The following is a 16,758-nucleotide window of genomic DNA, read 5'->3' as shown; positions in this document are numbered from 1 at the left end:
GTGAGCGTTTTTTTTATTTATCATGGAAGATAACTAGTAACTCCACATATCTTGTTCAAAATTTCTAATCTTATCTTTGATACGTTCTGATTCTAAAAGTTGCATTAATGCATTCTCAGCAACATATTCCTCAACTTTTCTATCACCATAAACGTTCTCTTCTTTGTAGATTAATCCACCAAAACGGCGACTGTTTAATAAATGATCGAAAGAAAGTGGCACAGCACTGTTCTTATCATTAAAAGCTTTAGCCTCGTGAAGAATATCTCTTACCTCAGGAAAAAATATCCAAAACATAGGAATAGGCTCACTATTTGCATCGTCTTCAGAATCGATAAAGTTAACGTCTGGTGCTGCAGGTGCAATACCTAAAATACGATACTTTAATTCTCCTTGACGCTTATCAAAATACCATAAGCCTTTTACTAAAAATGAATTGATATCTGCAGGACCTATTTCTCTTCTGATAATAAACTCTTCAGGAATTTCGCCCTCACCAACACCATTTTCGTTCATATAATCAACTCCGGCATCAGTAATTTTTGTCATGGTTAATGACGCTTCCAAATCTTTTAGAGTACGCTCTTCGGTGAAATAATCATCTGCATAGACTTTAGAAATCATTCCACTTTTCATGTTTTCCATAAGTACTCGGTATAATGATTTTCTATCATCACCTAAGTTATCTTCTATTGGAAAATACAATGGAAAGTTAACACGTTCGTCTAAGACTATCTTTTCCCAAATCATTTTAGAAAACAAGATATCTCTATCGCCAACATAACCATATTCTAAAGGTTGGTCGTTATCTAGAAGTAATTGTGCTTCAGTTTTCATACCAATTTCCTCAGGAATTTTGGCATTAAGGATGTTAGCTTGTGCAAACATTGTGTTTATTGCAAACAGGGCTAATCCGACGTATAAAAAGCTTTTAATTTTCATCTTATTTTGGTATTAATAATTTGGGTACTTTATTTATTATGTACGTTTCTTTAGTTAGTAACTTCTACAATTACAGGTGAAACGTTCTTTAATCTATATTTTGCATTACCTGTTATTTTCGCTTTAATATCGAAAATAGTAATGTTATCGCCTCGACGTGCTCTTTTAATAGACGCCTTAGCCTGGTTGTTCATCTTAGTACCAACAACATTAACTGTAGGTTGTCCTGGCACCTTAATTTTAAATGATGTCACACCGATTGGTAAATCGAATACGAAATCATCTAACTTCGCTCCTACTGTCCCTATCTCTACATTACGCTTTGGTAATTTTACTAATCCTGACTGTCCGGCCATTGTACCAGTAGGTGCAGGAATATCTTTAATTCTAAATGTCTTTTTATCACTAGCTTTTGATCCATCATCTAAAGTAGCAGTAACATTAATTGTTACTTCTCTACCCGATCCTGGGTTCATGAGATATTTACCAACACCAGAACCTTTTGATAAACCAGAACCAGATGCATTTACTTTATTATCTGGAACACCAGCAAAAGAAATAGTCATTGGGTTAGCAACACCACGATAAACAACGTTCATCTTATCAGCAGAAATTGTAGCAGAATTTGGTCTTGGCACTACCACATAGTTTGCGTTGACTATAGGAATTTCTAATTCTTTCCCATTCTCGATAAAAGTAAATTGCCCTTTTATATCATGCTCTCCAACATTACCAACATTAAAACCTAAAGTTGCAGCACCAGTAGAATCAATCGCTTTCGCTAAATCAATCTCTTCACCTTGCACTACTAATTTCGTTGGCGCTACATTAGCATACTTACCAATTACTACTTTACCTTGAAACTTTTCACCTGCGAAAAATGCAGATTTGTCAGCTAAAACAATTGCTTTGTAGTTATTTAATGTCGTTGCTTCAGAAACAATGTTTCCTAAAAACAAACTAAACATATCAGATTCAGTGACCTTAACATCATTTTGCATTGCTGTCAATTTAGTATATGAAGCAATTGCCGGAAAACCTTGATAGTGATAAGCTAACCAATCTATTTTCTTTCCATCTTTATTCGGTACTTTATCTATATTAAAAGTCTTTTCAAATGCTTGAGCTCTTCCTCTATAACTTTCATCTTTAGATAGTATATCATTAATAGCTTTTTTGTATTCCTTAATTTTTGCCATTACCTCATCACCTTTCTTAGTCAGACGATCTCCGGTAAACCAAGCTTCATCTAAAATATCTGTTTTATCCATTGCTTCAAATGGTAAAATACCTTTCTCATCAAGTTCATACTCTCCAGATTTTATTAAATCCCTTTTAAGAGTTTCAATATATTTATAAAATTTATCTGAGATAATTTTAACCTCCTGAGCTCTTGCTGCTGGGATTTTAAATTCTTTAGGATTTTCTTCAGACTTAACTTCTAATTCTGCAAGTAACTTATCGTTTCTTGTAGTCGTAGCTTCATTAGAATCAGCGAATTTTGCTTCCATCAATCCGAAAGCGGATAGTACTTCTTTTGACATATTCATCGCCATCATAGCAATAAATACTAAGTACATTAGGTTAATCATTTTCTGCCTTGCAGATGCTTTTCCTCCTGCCATTGTAATTTAGTTTTTAAATGTTAATTAAATCTCGATTATAAAAACCAATTAGTTTTTGTTCATTGCAGATAACATTCCTCCATACACACCATTTAATGATGATAAGTTTGATGCTAATGATTGCATTTGCTCTTTCAATTTAGTCGCATTCTCAACAGCTTCTTCATTAATTGCTGCTTGACGATTTGCACTTTCCATCTGCACTTTATAAAGGCTATTTAAAGACTCCATTTGAGCAGCAGCTAAAGACATTTCTTCACTGTATTTCTTTTGTGCAGTCATTGAATCTACTGTTGGATTCAAGTTCTTAGCAGCACCTTCAAAATTCTTGATGCTATCACCTAAGCTAGCCATAAGTTCGCCATCTATTTTTGCATCTTTTAATAAATTATCTAATTTTTTAGATAAAAGACCTTCAGCATCTTTTGGCTCTTCTTTTTTCTTCTTTCCTCCTAATGTTTGACCACCAGCTAATTCAGGATATACTAAAGACCAATCTAAATCACTTGCTTGTCTTTCGAAGGCAGAGTATGTAAATACTAATGCTTCAACAATCATACCTATAGTTAAGATTTCTGAACCAAAAGGCCAGTGTTGTATTTTAAATAATGCTCCAACGATTACGATTGCTGCTCCTAATCCGTAGATCATGTTAGTGATTGTCATTTTACCTTTCTGTGCCATAATTTTGTTTAGTTTAAGTTTTAAGTTATATAATGGATGTGTAACTTAAGTAGATTAATTTAATTTAGGTTATTTTTTAGTTTATTAAAATTTTAATTCGTTGCTGCATTTTTAGTCACTTCAGTTCCCATATAGTCCTGAACAGTTCTAAAACCGATATAACTTCTAGCAGAATCCGCATATTCGTAATCTCTAGAACTTACTTGTAAGAAATAGGCAACATCCTTCCAAGATCCTCCTCTTACAACTTTACGTGCATTATCAGGATCGTTTACATTAGGATTAATCGTTGAAGAATATTCATATGATGCAGGATCATAAGATCCATTTACCCATTCTGAAACATTTCCAGCCATGTTATACAAGTTAAAATCATTTGGATCGTAAGCATCAGCTTCTACAGTATATAAAGCTTGATCTGCTGCATAATCACCTCTCAATGGCTTAAAGTTTGCCATAAAACAACCTCTGTCATTTTTAGTGTATGGTCCACCCCAAGGGTACGTTGCCCCTTGCAGTCCGCCACGTGCCGCATACTCCCACTCTGCCTCAGAAGGTAATCTATAAGAATTTACAGGTTGTCTACCTTTACTTTTCTGGTAACTATTGTGATATAAAGTTCTCCACTGACAAAACGCACGAGCTTGTTTCCAAGACACACCTACTACAGGGTATTCACCATATGCATCATGCCAAAAATAATCATTATGCATTGGCTCATTATACGAGTAAGCAAAATCTCTAATCCAAGCAGTTGTATCTGGATAAACTTCAACTTCTTCTTGTTCTATTACTTGAGAACGCTTTAAGCTTCTATCTTTAGCTGCCTTAGAAATATCCATATAAGTATATTGGAATTTAAATTGCTTTACATCCCAAGTACGTTGACCATTGTATGATTCTTCTAATGGTAAATACATACCATCCATTACTTCTGCATATAATTCGTCTGGATAATCATCAGTATCAAAATACAATTCTGCATCATGATTTACTTTTCTTTGATCATTTCCATACGTGTTGAGCATGTAACTTTCGTAAGCATTCATGTCATCCGGATTAGCATCTTGATATGCAAATTCACCGATGTCACCACTTCCTGGTGTCTTACCTTCAAGGTCAGCCATTTCAGCTAACTTTAATCTTAAGACTGAATCTCTTACCCATTCTACAAATTGACGATACTCGCTATTTGTAATTTCTGTTTCGTCCATATAAAATGCACGAACTGTTGCCGTTTTGGTAGGAGCATCTTGTACGCCGGCTAAATCATCATCTGATTTACCCATTATAAAAGCGCCGCCAGGCACTAATGTCATCCCGTAGGGCTTTTCTGGATGCCATTTTTTACCTTGTACACCAACCAACTGTCCACGATCTCCAGAATTACAACTAGCGACCAAAACCATAACTGTGGTTAGTAAAATAAACTTCTTAATATTCATAGTAACTCGAGGTTAAATTAGTAGTTCTTAATTTTAAGGTCGTAAACATATTTATATATTTTCTAAAATACAACTTTTTTTATAGTTTTTTTGCATTTAATCCTAAAAAGATGCATTTCGTCGATGAAAAAAATGTTAAATATCGACTAAGTGTCTACTTTAAAAGCTATTCTTCCTGTAGGCTTTATACCAGCGTTCTGGCACTTCACCTTGGGTTGCAGACACATAATCGGAATGCATGCAAGGTAATAACGTGTGCTTTTTTAATTTATTATTAACATCTGGCAAAAAAGGAATTTCAATCCACCAGCGTCCAGTTTTTAAACTTTTATAGAAAATAAGCTCATCCTCTTCTACCAAAATAGTATACTTCTGGTAATAGTTTTCATTTAAAAAATCGTCATCTTTAACCCTACAGTTAACACCTTCTATAAAGTACCATATCATTTGAGCAACTAACATTGACGTTGCATTATCTTTTTGAGAAGCATAATATTCATATACACCAAAGGAAGACACCTTATTACTTATACCTGCATAACGGCTAATAGCACAAATTTCTTTACCTGTAAAACCATTTGGAGAGTATTTCTGATTTTCACTGACCTCTGCTGCTCTTACTGATTTTAAATCTATAGAAACCATATGTGCATCTCGCATTAATGGTTCTACCTTATTTATATCTCCAGATATATCCCCTAAACGATAAGCCTCAAAATAAAGCTTCTCCATAAGATCAATTTCTTCTTGAGAATTAAAATAGGTTTGATAACCTATAGTAGAGTAATTAAATAGATTATATGGTTCTTCGACAATTACTTTACCAACATAACTATTATTCTTAATCGGAAGATTGGCATCTCCTAAATCAAAATTAGTATCTACACTAACAATATTAACCATTGGCAATATAGAATCGTATGCGCGATAATTGGCATAAGTTAAATCTTGACTTCCGCCTAAAACTATAGGTATAACTTCTTTCTCAACTAAAACTGCAATAGCAGTTCTAATTGCAAAATAAGTATCATCAACTGTCTCTCCTGGTTCGATATCTCCAAGATCAGCTATAGTTGTATACCAATTACCTGGAAACAATGTGTATAATGTTTTTCTAATAGAATCAAAGCTAATGTTTGTACCTATATAGTTAACATCATTTCTATTTTCTTGAACTCCTATGATAGCCAATTGAACTCCTTCTAAATCCGGAATTCCGTTTTGGCGCGAATGAATTTTAACTTTTTTTCCTAGTGCTTGTTGAGCAGTTAACTCATTATGAGCTAAAACAGCATCTGAAACAGGCGTTAAAAAATTAAAATTCATATTGTAGTATTACTTCTTTTTAGTAGTTGCTTTTTTCTTTGTTGTTTTTTTACGAGCCTTTTTCTTGGGTGCATTTTTTTCGAGCAGTGCTTGTGCTTTCTCTAGAGTCATCTTACTAACATCAACTGTTTTAGCTAACTCAACCTTTTGCTTCCCTTTAATAATATTATGTCTTCCCCATCTTGCCTTCTCAACTCTTACACCTTCTTCTTCCCAATTGTGTATAACTTTATCTATTTCTTTCTGAATTTTTTCTTCGATCAAAGTTACAATGTCTTCTTCAGATAAATTATCCCAATCGTATTTTTTATTGACATTAATAAACATATTGTTCCATTTAATAAATGGTCCAAAACGCCCTTTGCCTTTTGTAACTTCTAAATCTTTATACATATATATAGGAGCATCCGCTAATTCCTTCTCCTTAATATATATTAAAGCTTCTTCTAACTCTACACTCAAAGGATCTACTCCTTTAGGTAGTGAAACGAATTTTTTTCCGAAACGTACGTAAGGTCCAAATCGTCCATTATTCACTTCTACCTCATCATCTTTATAATGACCTAAAGCTTTTGGAAGCTTAAACAGATCCATAGCCTCTTCAAAAGTTATAGAATTTAACTGTTGGTCTGGTGATAAGCTTGCAAACTTAGGCTTCTCTTCATCATCCATAACACCCACTTGGACCATAGGTCCAAATTTACCTAAACGTACACTCACCTGGCGACCTGTTTTTGGATCTGTACCTAAAATACGTTCACCAGATTCGCGCTCAGCATTTTCCTGCACATCTTCGACTTGTGGATGAAAACCTTTATAAAAGTCCTTCATCATAGCACGCCAATCTTCCTTACCTTCTGCTATATCATCAAACTTATCTTCGACTTTAGCTGTAAAATTATAATCTAAAATACTTTCAAAATGCTTCACTAGAAATTCTGTAACAATCATACCTATATCAGTAGGCACTAACTTTCCTTTATTTGAACCTGTTTGTTCAGAAAGCGCATTATCTTTTATTTTTCCATCTTCAAACACTAATTGCTTGTATTTTCTTTCGTCTCCTTCATGTGTCCCTTTTTCCACATAGTTTCTATTCTGAATTGTAGAAATTGTTGGTGCATATGTAGATGGACGTCCTATACCTAATTCTTCTAATTGTTTTACTAGAGATGCTTCTGTAAATCTTGAAGGTGGTCTGGTAAAACGTTGTGTAGCTGTGATGTATTTATTCTGAAGATCTTCTCCAACTTTTAAATCTGGCAAAATACCTTCTTGCTCTGTATGTTCATCATCAGTACCCTCTAAATACACTTTTAAGAAACCTTCAAAAGTGATGATTTCTCCATTAGCTGTAAACTGTTCATTTACATTATTACTAGAATTTATCTGAATTTTAAGATTGGTACGTTCTAATTTTGCATCACTCATTTGAGATGCGATAGCACGTTTCCAGATTAAATCATATAACCTTGCTTGATCACGTTCTGCATTAACAGTATGATTAGCAAAATTTGTAGGCCTTATAGCTTCATGAGCTTCTTGAGCTCCTTTAGATTTACCTTTATAATTTTTCGGATTACTATATTCAACACCATACGCAGAAACTATTTCGCTTTCTGCACCTTTTTTAGCTTCATCAGAAAGGTTAACACTATCAGTTCTCATATAGGTAATTAAACCTGCTTCATATAAACGCTGTGCATTACTCATAGTTCTACTTACAGAAAAACCTAATTTACGAGACGCTTCTTGCTGTAAGGTTGATGTTGTAAATGGTGCGGCAGCTGATTTTTTTGCTGGCTTTTTCTGTAAATCGGCAACTTGATAACCTGCACCTATATTATTATTTAAGAATTTTAAAGCATCTGCTTCTGATCCAAAATTCTTTGGCAATTTTGCTTTGAAAGCATTACCATTATCTGTTTTAAATTCTGCATCAATTCTGTAGGACGCCACAGGTTCAAAATTCTGAACTGCTCTTTCGCGTTCAACTATTAAACGAACTGAAACCGACTGTACTCTACCTGCAGATAATCCTCCTTTTACTTTTCTCCATAATACAGGTGATAATTCGTAACCTACAATACGATCTAAAACACGTCTAGCTTGTTGTGCATCTACTAAATTATAATCTATACTGCGAGGGTTTTCAATTGCTTTATTAATAGCACTTTTTGTAATCTCATGAAATACTATACGCTTTGTTTTTTCTTTATCTAATTTTAAAGTTTCAGCCAAGTGCCAAGCAATAGCTTCACCCTCTCGATCCTCATCACTTGCTAACCATACCATTTCAGCTTTCTTAGCTAAGTCCTTTAATTTCTTTACTACATCTTTCTTATCTTTTGAAACCTGATATTTGGGCATAAAATCTCCATCGACATCAACTCCCAATTCTTTAGAAGGTAAGTCCGCAATATGTCCAAAACTAGACTCTACTTTATAATCTTTCCCTAAAAATTTTTCTATGGTTTTCGCCTTTGCAGGTGACTCAACTATGACTAGATTCTTCGGCATTCTTATTTTTTTTGAGGTTACAAATGTATGTGAATTTTCAGTTACAAACCTAATTTGGTCTGAAATCAGATACATTTTATCGTGATTTGCCAATCTTTATATAGAAAAAGCCTCAATGACTTGAGGCTTTTTAATTATATTAAAAATCTATTAATTAAGTATAAACGTACTCATTAAGCTAATAGAATTCTCCTCATTATACTGATATTGATATAATGCATTTTCTGAAATCATTAATAACTTATCCTCTAGAGGAATGACATCTGTAGCATTTACATTTTCAAACGTATTTAAAATCTGCAAGTCTAGAGGATTAGATTTGTCGTAAATTTTTAAACCTGCTGCTCCATCACAAACAAATAAGCTGCTTTCTTTAAAACCAAGTCCATAAGGACTATCTAAAAAATGCTGAGCAACAAGGGTTGGATTATATTTATCACTTACATCGATAACTTCTAAAACACTTAACTCTTGTCCACATTCATTTCCACCTCTCAAAGTTAAATACGCATAATCCCCATCTACAACGACAGGGTCACAACCTTCCCAATGATCAAAATCAGATATGTATTGTGGCGAAGCAGGATCTGCTATACTATGGATAGACATTCCATTAGTACCTCCTAAATATAAATATCCATCTGCATAAAACATAGTTTCTATACTCCAACCAGCATAATAAGTGTTTACTAAACTAGGCTGAGATAAGTTAGAAATATTAAAAGCTGACAATTCACTTTCACCAACAGTATAGAGATAATCATTAACAATTTGAAAACGTGCTAAAGAACCACCTACACCAACATCATTAGTCGCTGCTGATTCATTAAACGTTACGTAATCATATTCTTGTTCCTCAAATTGACGTTCTTTTATAGCCCATCCAACAATTACATCTTCTTCAAAATTAAAATTCTCGAAGTCAACAGCATATGCTTCCTCAGGTGCTCGATAATCAAAATAGTGATAAAACACATCTTCTAATCTTTCCACTTCGGTAATAGCATTAATATCTGAGATATCAAAAACCACTAAATCAATTGAATTATCAGCATAGAGATAGTTGTTTTTAATTGAAATATCTTCATTCCCAGGAATATTTATAAAAGCTACAGTAGTTGGTGATAAAGGATTACTATTATTAATTACATGCACACCTTTAAACTTTTCACCTATAAAAATATAATCCTCATAACTATAAATTTTTCCCACATCTTCAATAGGTTTAGGAGCTTGTATTTCTACTCTCGATCGCCATTCGGTCTTAGTTATAGTTTCTGGTATAGCAACCATAGCTGTAAAAGTTCCGGATTGATCATCATTATTACATGACCAAATAAATAGTGTAAGCAAAATGAAAGCAATTTTTTTCATGATTAATATAGTTTTAAATTTTATTAATTTGATACCTCAAGCATTCCTCCCCAGCCCTCCAAAACAAATGACATGCTGGTTAAATCCCCAAGTAATTCAGTAGTATCAAAACTAAATGTCCTTGTAAAATATGCAGCACAAACCTCAGAGTTTCTTAATTTCAGACTAAGATTAGATCCTCCAGAATCACCAGCTACAAGTGGAAAATCTGACACTAACTCAACATCCCAACTCTCTCCATCACAGCCACTAGCACCTATTGTTATTTCAAGACAATTCTCATTAATTTGGGCATCTATAATGGTGTACACACTTGGTGAAGGAATTTCATATTGATCTAAATCAATGATAATTTCAAAATCACATTGTGATCTAGCATCACTATCATCATCATTATTACAAGATATAAACGACAATAAAATAAAAGCAATAAGAAAACTTCTCAAATTACATATAATACTTTTTATTGTAGATGCAAAATATCGTTAAGGGTTGCGTTAACTAATGATTAAATTTATTTATTTAACTTTTTTTGAATAATATTACAACTGCCACTTTGTCATAATCTATAAAATAATCCTATCTTTGCATGCTTATTGAGCTTTGAGTAAAACAGATATAAAATTTCCCAATTACCGGAAAATTAAAATGGAAAAAACAATAGACGAAAACAAGCAAGGAAACACCTTAGTACTAGATCAAAAAGAAGGCAACAGCAGAAAACTATTCATAGAAAGTTATGGCTGTGCTATGAATTTTAGTGATAGTGAAATTGTAGCTTCCATCCTGTCTGACCAAGGTTTTAATACAACTCAAAAACTTGAAGATGCTGACTTGGTTTTAGTTAACACATGCTCTATTAGAGACAAGGCTGAACAAACCGTTAGAAAACGATTACAACAATACAATGCTGTAAAACGTATAAACCCTAAGATGAAAGTTGGAGTTTTAGGTTGTATGGCTGAACGACTTAAGACTAAATTTTTAGAAGAAGAGAAAATTGTAGATTTAGTTGTAGGACCAGATGCTTACAAAGATTTACCAAACTTATTAGCTGAAGTTGATGAAGGAAGGGATGCTATTAATGTTATTCTATCCAAAGAAGAAACTTATGGAGATATTTCACCTGTACGATTAAATAGTAACGGTGTTACTGCATTTGTATCTATAACTAGAGGTTGTGATAATATGTGTACCTTCTGTGTCGTTCCATTTACACGCGGAAGAGAACGCAGTAGAGATCCACAAAGTATTATTGAAGAGATTAACGAACTGTGGGCTAATGGCTACAAAGAGATTACACTTTTAGGTCAGAATGTTGATAGTTACCTTTGGTATGGAGGAGGTTTAAAAAAAGACTTTGATAAAGCAACTGACCTACAAAAAGCAACTGCTGTAGATTTTGCAAAATTATTAGAACTATCTGCAAAAGCGCAACCAAAAATGCGTATTCGTTTTTCTACATCTAACCCTCAAGATTTTACATTGGATGTTATTGAAACGATGGCAAAATACGACAACATCTGTAAGCATATTCATTTACCAGTACAAAGTGGTAGTGATCGTATTTTAAAAGAAATGAACCGCTTACATACGCGTGAAGAATATTTTGAACTTATCGATAATATTAAACGTATCATTCCAGACTGTTCTATTAGTGTAGATTTAATTGCTGGTTTCCCAACTGAAACAGAAGAAGATCATCAAGACACCTTAAGCTTAATGGAGTATGTAAAGTATAACTTTGGTTATATGTTCACTTATTCTGAGCGACCAGGAACAATGGCTGGCCGTAAAATGGAAGACGATGTACCTGAAGCGACTAAAAAACGCCGCTTAACAGAAATTGTTAATTTAGAACGCAAGCATAGCGAAATTAGAACACGTCAGCACCTTAATAAAACTGTTGAAATATTAATAGAAAAGACTTCTAAAAAATCAGATGAACAATGGTCTGGAAGAACTTCGGATAATACTGTTGCTGTTTTTCCAAAAGAGCACTATAAAGTTGGTGACTTTGTCAATGTACATGTAACAGATTGCACAAGTGCAACACTCATTGGTAAAGCTATCGACTATTCAATCAATAATTAATCAAAATAATAATGAAGAAATTAATTTTAATCCTTTTAACGTTATCACTAATTACGGCTTGTGAAAATGAAGCCTTAGATCCAGATTTAACTGGTCAAGATGATGGACAAGATGGTGGCGATGATGGTGGTGACGGAAGTGAAAGTACAGATTTAACGCTTTCTTTATATGAGTTAGACACTGACATTTCATTTAGTTTTTTTGGAATTCCAATTCGCACCGTTACTAATTCGAATATCAATGTTAATAATGACAAAGTATCAAATAGCACAGTTGGCGTATCAGTTGAAAACAGTCCTTTTGAAACTGAAAATCAAAGTTATTCTCGTAATGGATCTGGGCAAATAACAAGTAATATTTCAGTAAATTCAGAAGGTGTAACCACCAATGAATACAACATAACTTATACCTCAGAAAATATCAATCAAATTACTTACGATTATTTTGAAGACGACGAGGATGATTACACCTATAATTTTACATATGATGGTAATACGATTACGAGAACTGAAGTCGGGTCGAGTATATCTACAGTTTTTACTTTAGATGATTCTAATAGAGTTGTAAAAAAAGAATCTTTTGATGGTACATTTTCTATACAAACAGAAATATTAACTTACACTGCTAATGGTAACATTAACGGCAGTATCACAACAGGAGAAATACAAAGTAATACGACTTATCAATTTGATGATAGTAGTAGTCCATTAAAAGTAGTTTACGAAGATAATTATCTATTACAGTTTTTAGCAGATGATTATTCTGATGAAATAGGACCATTAGTAGCTCAATTCTTATCTACTAATAATTGGAATGCAGCAACTTTTAACGGTGAATCTTTTTCTTTCGATTTAGAGTATAATACTGTAGGGAGAATTATGAGTAGAGATATTGCTTATGATTTCGGTCCTGATTTAATGTTTGAAATAAACGAAAGATTTAACTACGTTAATTAAACATGGAATCAGTACAAGCCATAAAACAACGCTTCGGCATTATAGGAAATGATCCTAAGCTTAATCGTGCTATAGAAAAAGCGATTCAGGTCGCTCCTACTGATATTTCAGTTTTAGTGACTGGAGAAAGTGGTGTTGGTAAAGAGAGTGTTCCTAAAATTATACATCAGCTTTCACATAGAAAGCATGGCAAATATATTGCCGTAAACTGTGGAGCAATACCAGAGGGTACCATTGACAGTGAACTTTTCGGACACGAAAAAGGCGCTTTTACAGGAGCAACATCTACACGCTCTGGTTATTTTGAAGTTGCAGATGGAGGTACCATATTTTTAGATGAAGTTGGTGAACTACCATTAACAACTCAAGTCCGTTTATTACGAGTTTTAGAAAATGGGGAGTTCATAAAAGTAGGCTCAAGTAAAGTTCAAAAAACAGATGTAAGAATTGTTGCTGCAACAAACGTTAATATGTTTGAGGCTATTAAGAAAGAAAAGTTTAGAGAAGATCTTTATTATAGATTAAGTACTATAGATATTAACCTCCCAGCTTTAAGAGAACGTAAAGATGACATTCATTTATTATTTAGAAAATTTGCGAGTGACTTTGCATTAAAATATAAAATGCCAACGGTAAAACTTACTGACGATGCCATACAATCGCTTTTAAAATATCGTTGGAATGGTAATATTCGTCAGTTAAGAAATGTAGCGGAACAAGTTTCTGTTTTAGAACAAACGCGGACAATAAATGCTTTAACACTTCAAAATTATTTACCAAGTACAGGAAGTAATCTTCCGGCTGTGATTAATAATTCTAAATCAGAAGGAGACTTTAGTAGTGAGCGTGAGATTTTATACAAGGTGTTATTTGACATGAAAAGTGACTTAAACGACCTTAAGAAACTCACCATGGAACTTATGAAGCATGGTAATATTTCTGATGTTCAAAAAGATAACGAAAACTTAATTCAGAAAATCTACGGTGAAGACAAAACAGATAATTTTGACACCACTGTAGAAAATCTAGAAGTATTATCCATTCCTGAACACAGAGAGGTAAGTGAAACATTAGTATCTTCTGATGTAGAGGATAAATATCATTTTGCTGAAGAAATTGAAGAAGAAGAAACCCTATCTTTACATGATAAAGAACTAGAGTTGATAAAAAAATCTTTAGAGCGTCATAGTGGAAAACGTAAGTTAGCCGCAGCTGAACTTGGTATTAGTGAGCGTACGTTATATCGGAAAATAAAACAATTTGATCTTTAAGAAAAGATTATGAAATCAATAATAAGAAACTATTCATTTTAGAGTTTAGTTAAAGTTGATTTTTATCTTTCTATTTAGAATAACAATTAATGAAAGCAGTAGAAATTTTTAGATTAAGAATGACCTTTGGTCCAAATAGTTCTGAAGCAATTCGTAAAGAAGCAGAGGATTTAATTAATGAAAAACACTATAAAGGTTATAGACTAATTACGACTTCATTTACTATAGAAGGAGGCAAAATTTATGCGTTTATTACTATGAAACGCCCTAATACTTATTAAATGAAAGCATTAAAATATATCGTACTTTTTTCAATTTGCATTACAATGATTAGTTGTGGCCCATATTCTTTCACAGGTGCAGATACAGGAGATGCTAAAACGTATCAGGTGAATTTCTTTCAGAATAATGCAGATTTAGTTGAGCCAGGTCTAGATATTGATTTTACAAATGCTTTACAAGATTTAATTGTAAACCAAACCAGTTTAAATTTAGTTACTACTGGTGCTGACTTAATATTTGAGGGTGAAATTACTGAATACAGAATTGCACCTATGACTGCCACTGCTCAGAATACAGCTGCACAAAATAGATTAACTATTAGAGTAAATGTAAGGTATATTAATACTAAAGACGAAGAAAAAGATTTTGAAAAACCTTTTTCTTTCTTCTTTGATTACCCTGCAGAAGCCCAATTAATTGGAGGGACAAAAGACGAAGCTTTTGAGGTTATTTTTGAGCGTTTAACACAAGATATTTTCAATGCTTCATTAGCGAATTGGTAAACTATGCAGCTTCAAGAACTCACATACCTATTACAACATCCAGAAGCTGTTACAGCATCTCAAGTAGATGCATTATCTACTCAAATTAAAGAATATCCCTATTTTCAACCTTTAAAAGCATTATACCTTAAAGGTCTTAAACAAAAAGAAAGCTACAAGTATAATAATGCCTTAAAAATTACTGCTGCTCATACTGCAGATCGTAGTGTCTTGTTTGATTATATTACTTCAAAAATTTTTAATCAGAATGAAATTTCTGAACAAATTAAACAGAATTCTGAACACATCAAATCTATAGAAGTTAACGCTGTTGATGATATTTCAATTGATAAAAGCGTTATGATTGATGATGCTTTAAAGGAACAAATAAAAGCTACAGAAGGTGTTTTAGACCCCAATTTATTTAAAGCAAAAGATAATGCAATTCCTAAATCAAAATGCCCAAGGATTGAAGATTCTATCATTGCAGTTGATGTAAAAAATATCACTACAGAGAAGCAACTTAAAATCGGATCTCCTTTAGAATTTGATAAATCCGAAAGTCACTCATTCTCAGAATGGTTAAAAATTACAAGTTTTAAACCAATTGTAAGAAATGAAGATGAAGTCGAAACTGAAATTTCAATAAGTAATACAACTTCACCTCTTGAAGATAAACTTGCCATAATAGATAAGTTTATAGGTGATAATCCAAAAATAAAACCAATTAAAGGTAATTCACCAAAGCCAATACTCGTCAATAATGACGATGATGTATCAGATAGTATAATGACTGAAACTTTGGCACGTATATACTTAGAGCAAAAAAACTATGATAAAGCCATTCAATCTTATAAAATTTTAAGTTTGAAATATCCAGAAAAAAGTAGTTTCTTTGCAGACCAAATAAAATTGATCCAAGAATTAAAAGACAATAATACTTTATAAAATGAGTGCATTTACAATATTTTTAATACTTATCGTAATCGTAGCGTTTTTACTCGTTGTAGTAATTATGGTACAGAATCCAAAAGGAGGAGGTTTATCGTCATCATTTGGTGGTGGAGGCACACAACAAGTTGGTGGTGTAAAGCAAACTAGTGACTTCTTAGATAAGAGTACATGGTTTTTAGCAACGGCTTTAATCATTCTTATTTTAGCTTCTAACCTAACTATTGATTCTGGCGTGGTTACCGAATCTAAAGCTTTAGATACAGACGAAGCAACTGAAATCCCAACGACAATTCCTCCAGCAGCTACTGATGATGCTGCTACAACAGATGGAACAACCGATGGTAACTAATACCTTAGTATTACAATAAAAGAATTAAGCCAACTCTATAAAGTTGGCTTTTTTGTTTCTAATACCCAACAGATAATCTGAAACTTTGTCAGTCTTAATTTATTGGCATAATTTTCGAACTACGCAAAAGCGTAAATTATAAATCAAACAATTAAAAACATATTACAAATGGCTTTAAACATTAAACCTTTAGCAGATAGAGTTCTTGTTGAACCAAAAGAAGCTGAAACAACTACGGCTTCTGGTATTATTATACCTGACAATGCAAAAGAAAAACCGCAAAAGGGAACTGTTGTTGCTATTGGCAACGGAAAAAAAGATGAACCTTTAACTGTGAAAGTTGGTGATACTGTACTTTATGGAAAGTATGGAGGTACAGAACTTAAGTTAGAAGGAAAAGACTATTTAATGATGCGTGAGAGCGACATCTTAGCGATTATTTAAAACTATATAA

General features: G+C 33.1%; 16 protein-coding genes. 8 read left to right on the top strand and 8 right to left on the bottom strand.

All coding sequences use genetic code 11. From position 1 onward, the window contains the following. Positions 1-33: 33 nt before the first annotated feature. The 8 genes from gldN to WPG_RS10285 form a co-directional block, all read right to left on the bottom strand. Entirely contained in the window at positions 34-942 is a 909-nt protein-coding gene (gene gldN / locus WPG_RS10320; RefSeq protein ID WP_045472197.1) for a gliding motility protein GldN, read from the bottom strand. Between the two features lie 50 nt (positions 943-992). Next, positions 993-2,567 carry a gliding motility protein GldM gene (gldM, locus tag WPG_RS10315; RefSeq protein WP_045472194.1) on the bottom strand — a complete coding sequence of 525 codons (1,575 nt, stop codon included), beginning with the start codon at positions 2,565-2,567 and terminating at the stop codon, positions 993-995. Positions 2,568-2,615: 48 nt separating this feature from the next. Further along, positions 2,616-3,251, bottom strand: coding sequence for a gliding motility protein GldL (gene gldL / locus WPG_RS10310; protein ID WP_045472191.1), 636 nt, complete (start codon positions 3,249-3,251; stop codon positions 2,616-2,618). A gap of 92 nt (positions 3,252-3,343) precedes the next feature. Then, positions 3,344-4,696: a gliding motility lipoprotein GldK gene (gene gldK, locus WPG_RS10305; RefSeq protein WP_045472188.1), complete on the bottom strand. Its 1,353-nt coding sequence runs from the start codon at positions 4,694-4,696 to the stop codon at positions 3,344-3,346. A gap of 159 nt (positions 4,697-4,855) precedes the next feature. Next, positions 4,856-6,022 (bottom strand): formimidoylglutamase, encoded by a 1,167-nt coding sequence (locus WPG_RS10300; RefSeq protein WP_045472184.1) that lies wholly within the window; start codon positions 6,020-6,022, stop codon positions 4,856-4,858. A gap of 9 nt (positions 6,023-6,031) precedes the next feature. After that, positions 6,032-8,542 (bottom strand): type I DNA topoisomerase, encoded by a 2,511-nt coding sequence (topA, locus tag WPG_RS10295; protein ID WP_045472181.1) that lies wholly within the window; start codon positions 8,540-8,542, stop codon positions 6,032-6,034. A gap of 150 nt (positions 8,543-8,692) precedes the next feature. Next, the gene (locus WPG_RS10290; protein ID WP_045472178.1) at positions 8,693-9,916 is read right to left on the bottom strand and encodes an LVIVD repeat-containing protein; all 1,224 of its coding nucleotides are present in this window, start codon (positions 9,914-9,916) and stop codon (positions 8,693-8,695) included. 23 nt (positions 9,917-9,939) lie between these two features. Then, on the bottom strand, positions 9,940-10,362 hold the full coding sequence (locus tag WPG_RS10285) for a hypothetical protein (protein WP_045472175.1): 423 nt from the start codon (positions 10,360-10,362) through the stop codon (positions 9,940-9,942). Positions 10,363-10,564: 202 nt separating this feature from the next. On the opposite strand from WPG_RS10285, the gene miaB reads away from it, so the two are divergent. The 8 genes from miaB to groES all read left to right on the top strand — a co-directional run bounded on the left by miaB (position 10,565) and on the right by groES (position 16,748). Continuing rightward, a complete protein-coding gene (gene miaB / locus WPG_RS10280) occupies positions 10,565-12,010 on the top strand; it encodes a tRNA (N6-isopentenyl adenosine(37)-C2)-methylthiotransferase MiaB (RefSeq protein ID WP_045475443.1) in 1,446 nt (481 codons plus the stop codon). An 11-nt stretch (positions 12,011-12,021) separates the two neighbouring features. Next, complete coding sequence (locus WPG_RS10275) at positions 12,022-12,966, top strand: hypothetical protein (RefSeq protein WP_045472172.1); 945 nt, start codon at positions 12,022-12,024, stop codon at positions 12,964-12,966. A gap of 2 nt (positions 12,967-12,968) precedes the next feature. Further along, positions 12,969-14,237 carry a sigma-54 interaction domain-containing protein gene (locus WPG_RS10270; RefSeq protein ID WP_045472169.1) on the top strand — a complete coding sequence of 423 codons (1,269 nt, stop codon included), beginning with the start codon at positions 12,969-12,971 and terminating at the stop codon, positions 14,235-14,237. An 89-nt stretch (positions 14,238-14,326) separates the two neighbouring features. After that, entirely contained in the window at positions 14,327-14,518 is a 192-nt protein-coding gene (locus WPG_RS10265) for a hypothetical protein (RefSeq protein WP_045472166.1), read from the top strand. Then, positions 14,519-15,022 (top strand): LptE family protein, encoded by a 504-nt coding sequence (locus WPG_RS10260; protein ID WP_045472163.1) that lies wholly within the window; start codon positions 14,519-14,521, stop codon positions 15,020-15,022. It abuts the gene before it with no gap. A gap of 3 nt (positions 15,023-15,025) precedes the next feature. Further along, positions 15,026-15,949 (top strand): hypothetical protein, encoded by a 924-nt coding sequence (locus WPG_RS10255; protein ID WP_045472160.1) that lies wholly within the window; start codon positions 15,026-15,028, stop codon positions 15,947-15,949. A 1-nt stretch (position 15,950) separates the two neighbouring features. Further along, positions 15,951-16,304, top strand: a complete 354-nt coding sequence (gene secG / locus WPG_RS10250) for a preprotein translocase subunit SecG (RefSeq protein WP_045472157.1) — start codon at positions 15,951-15,953, stop codon at positions 16,302-16,304. Between the two features lie 168 nt (positions 16,305-16,472). Further along, positions 16,473-16,748: a co-chaperone GroES gene (groES, locus tag WPG_RS10245; RefSeq protein WP_045472154.1), complete on the top strand. Its 276-nt coding sequence runs from the start codon at positions 16,473-16,475 to the stop codon at positions 16,746-16,748. Positions 16,749-16,758 lie beyond the last annotated feature (10 nt).

The sequence above is a fragment of the Winogradskyella sp. PG-2 genome, assembly GCF_000828715.1.
In the GTDB taxonomy this organism is placed as follows: Bacteria; Bacteroidota; Bacteroidia; order Flavobacteriales; family Flavobacteriaceae; genus Winogradskyella.
The sequence above is the reverse complement of the archived record's forward strand: the minus strand, read 5'-3'. Positions and strand labels throughout refer to the sequence as shown.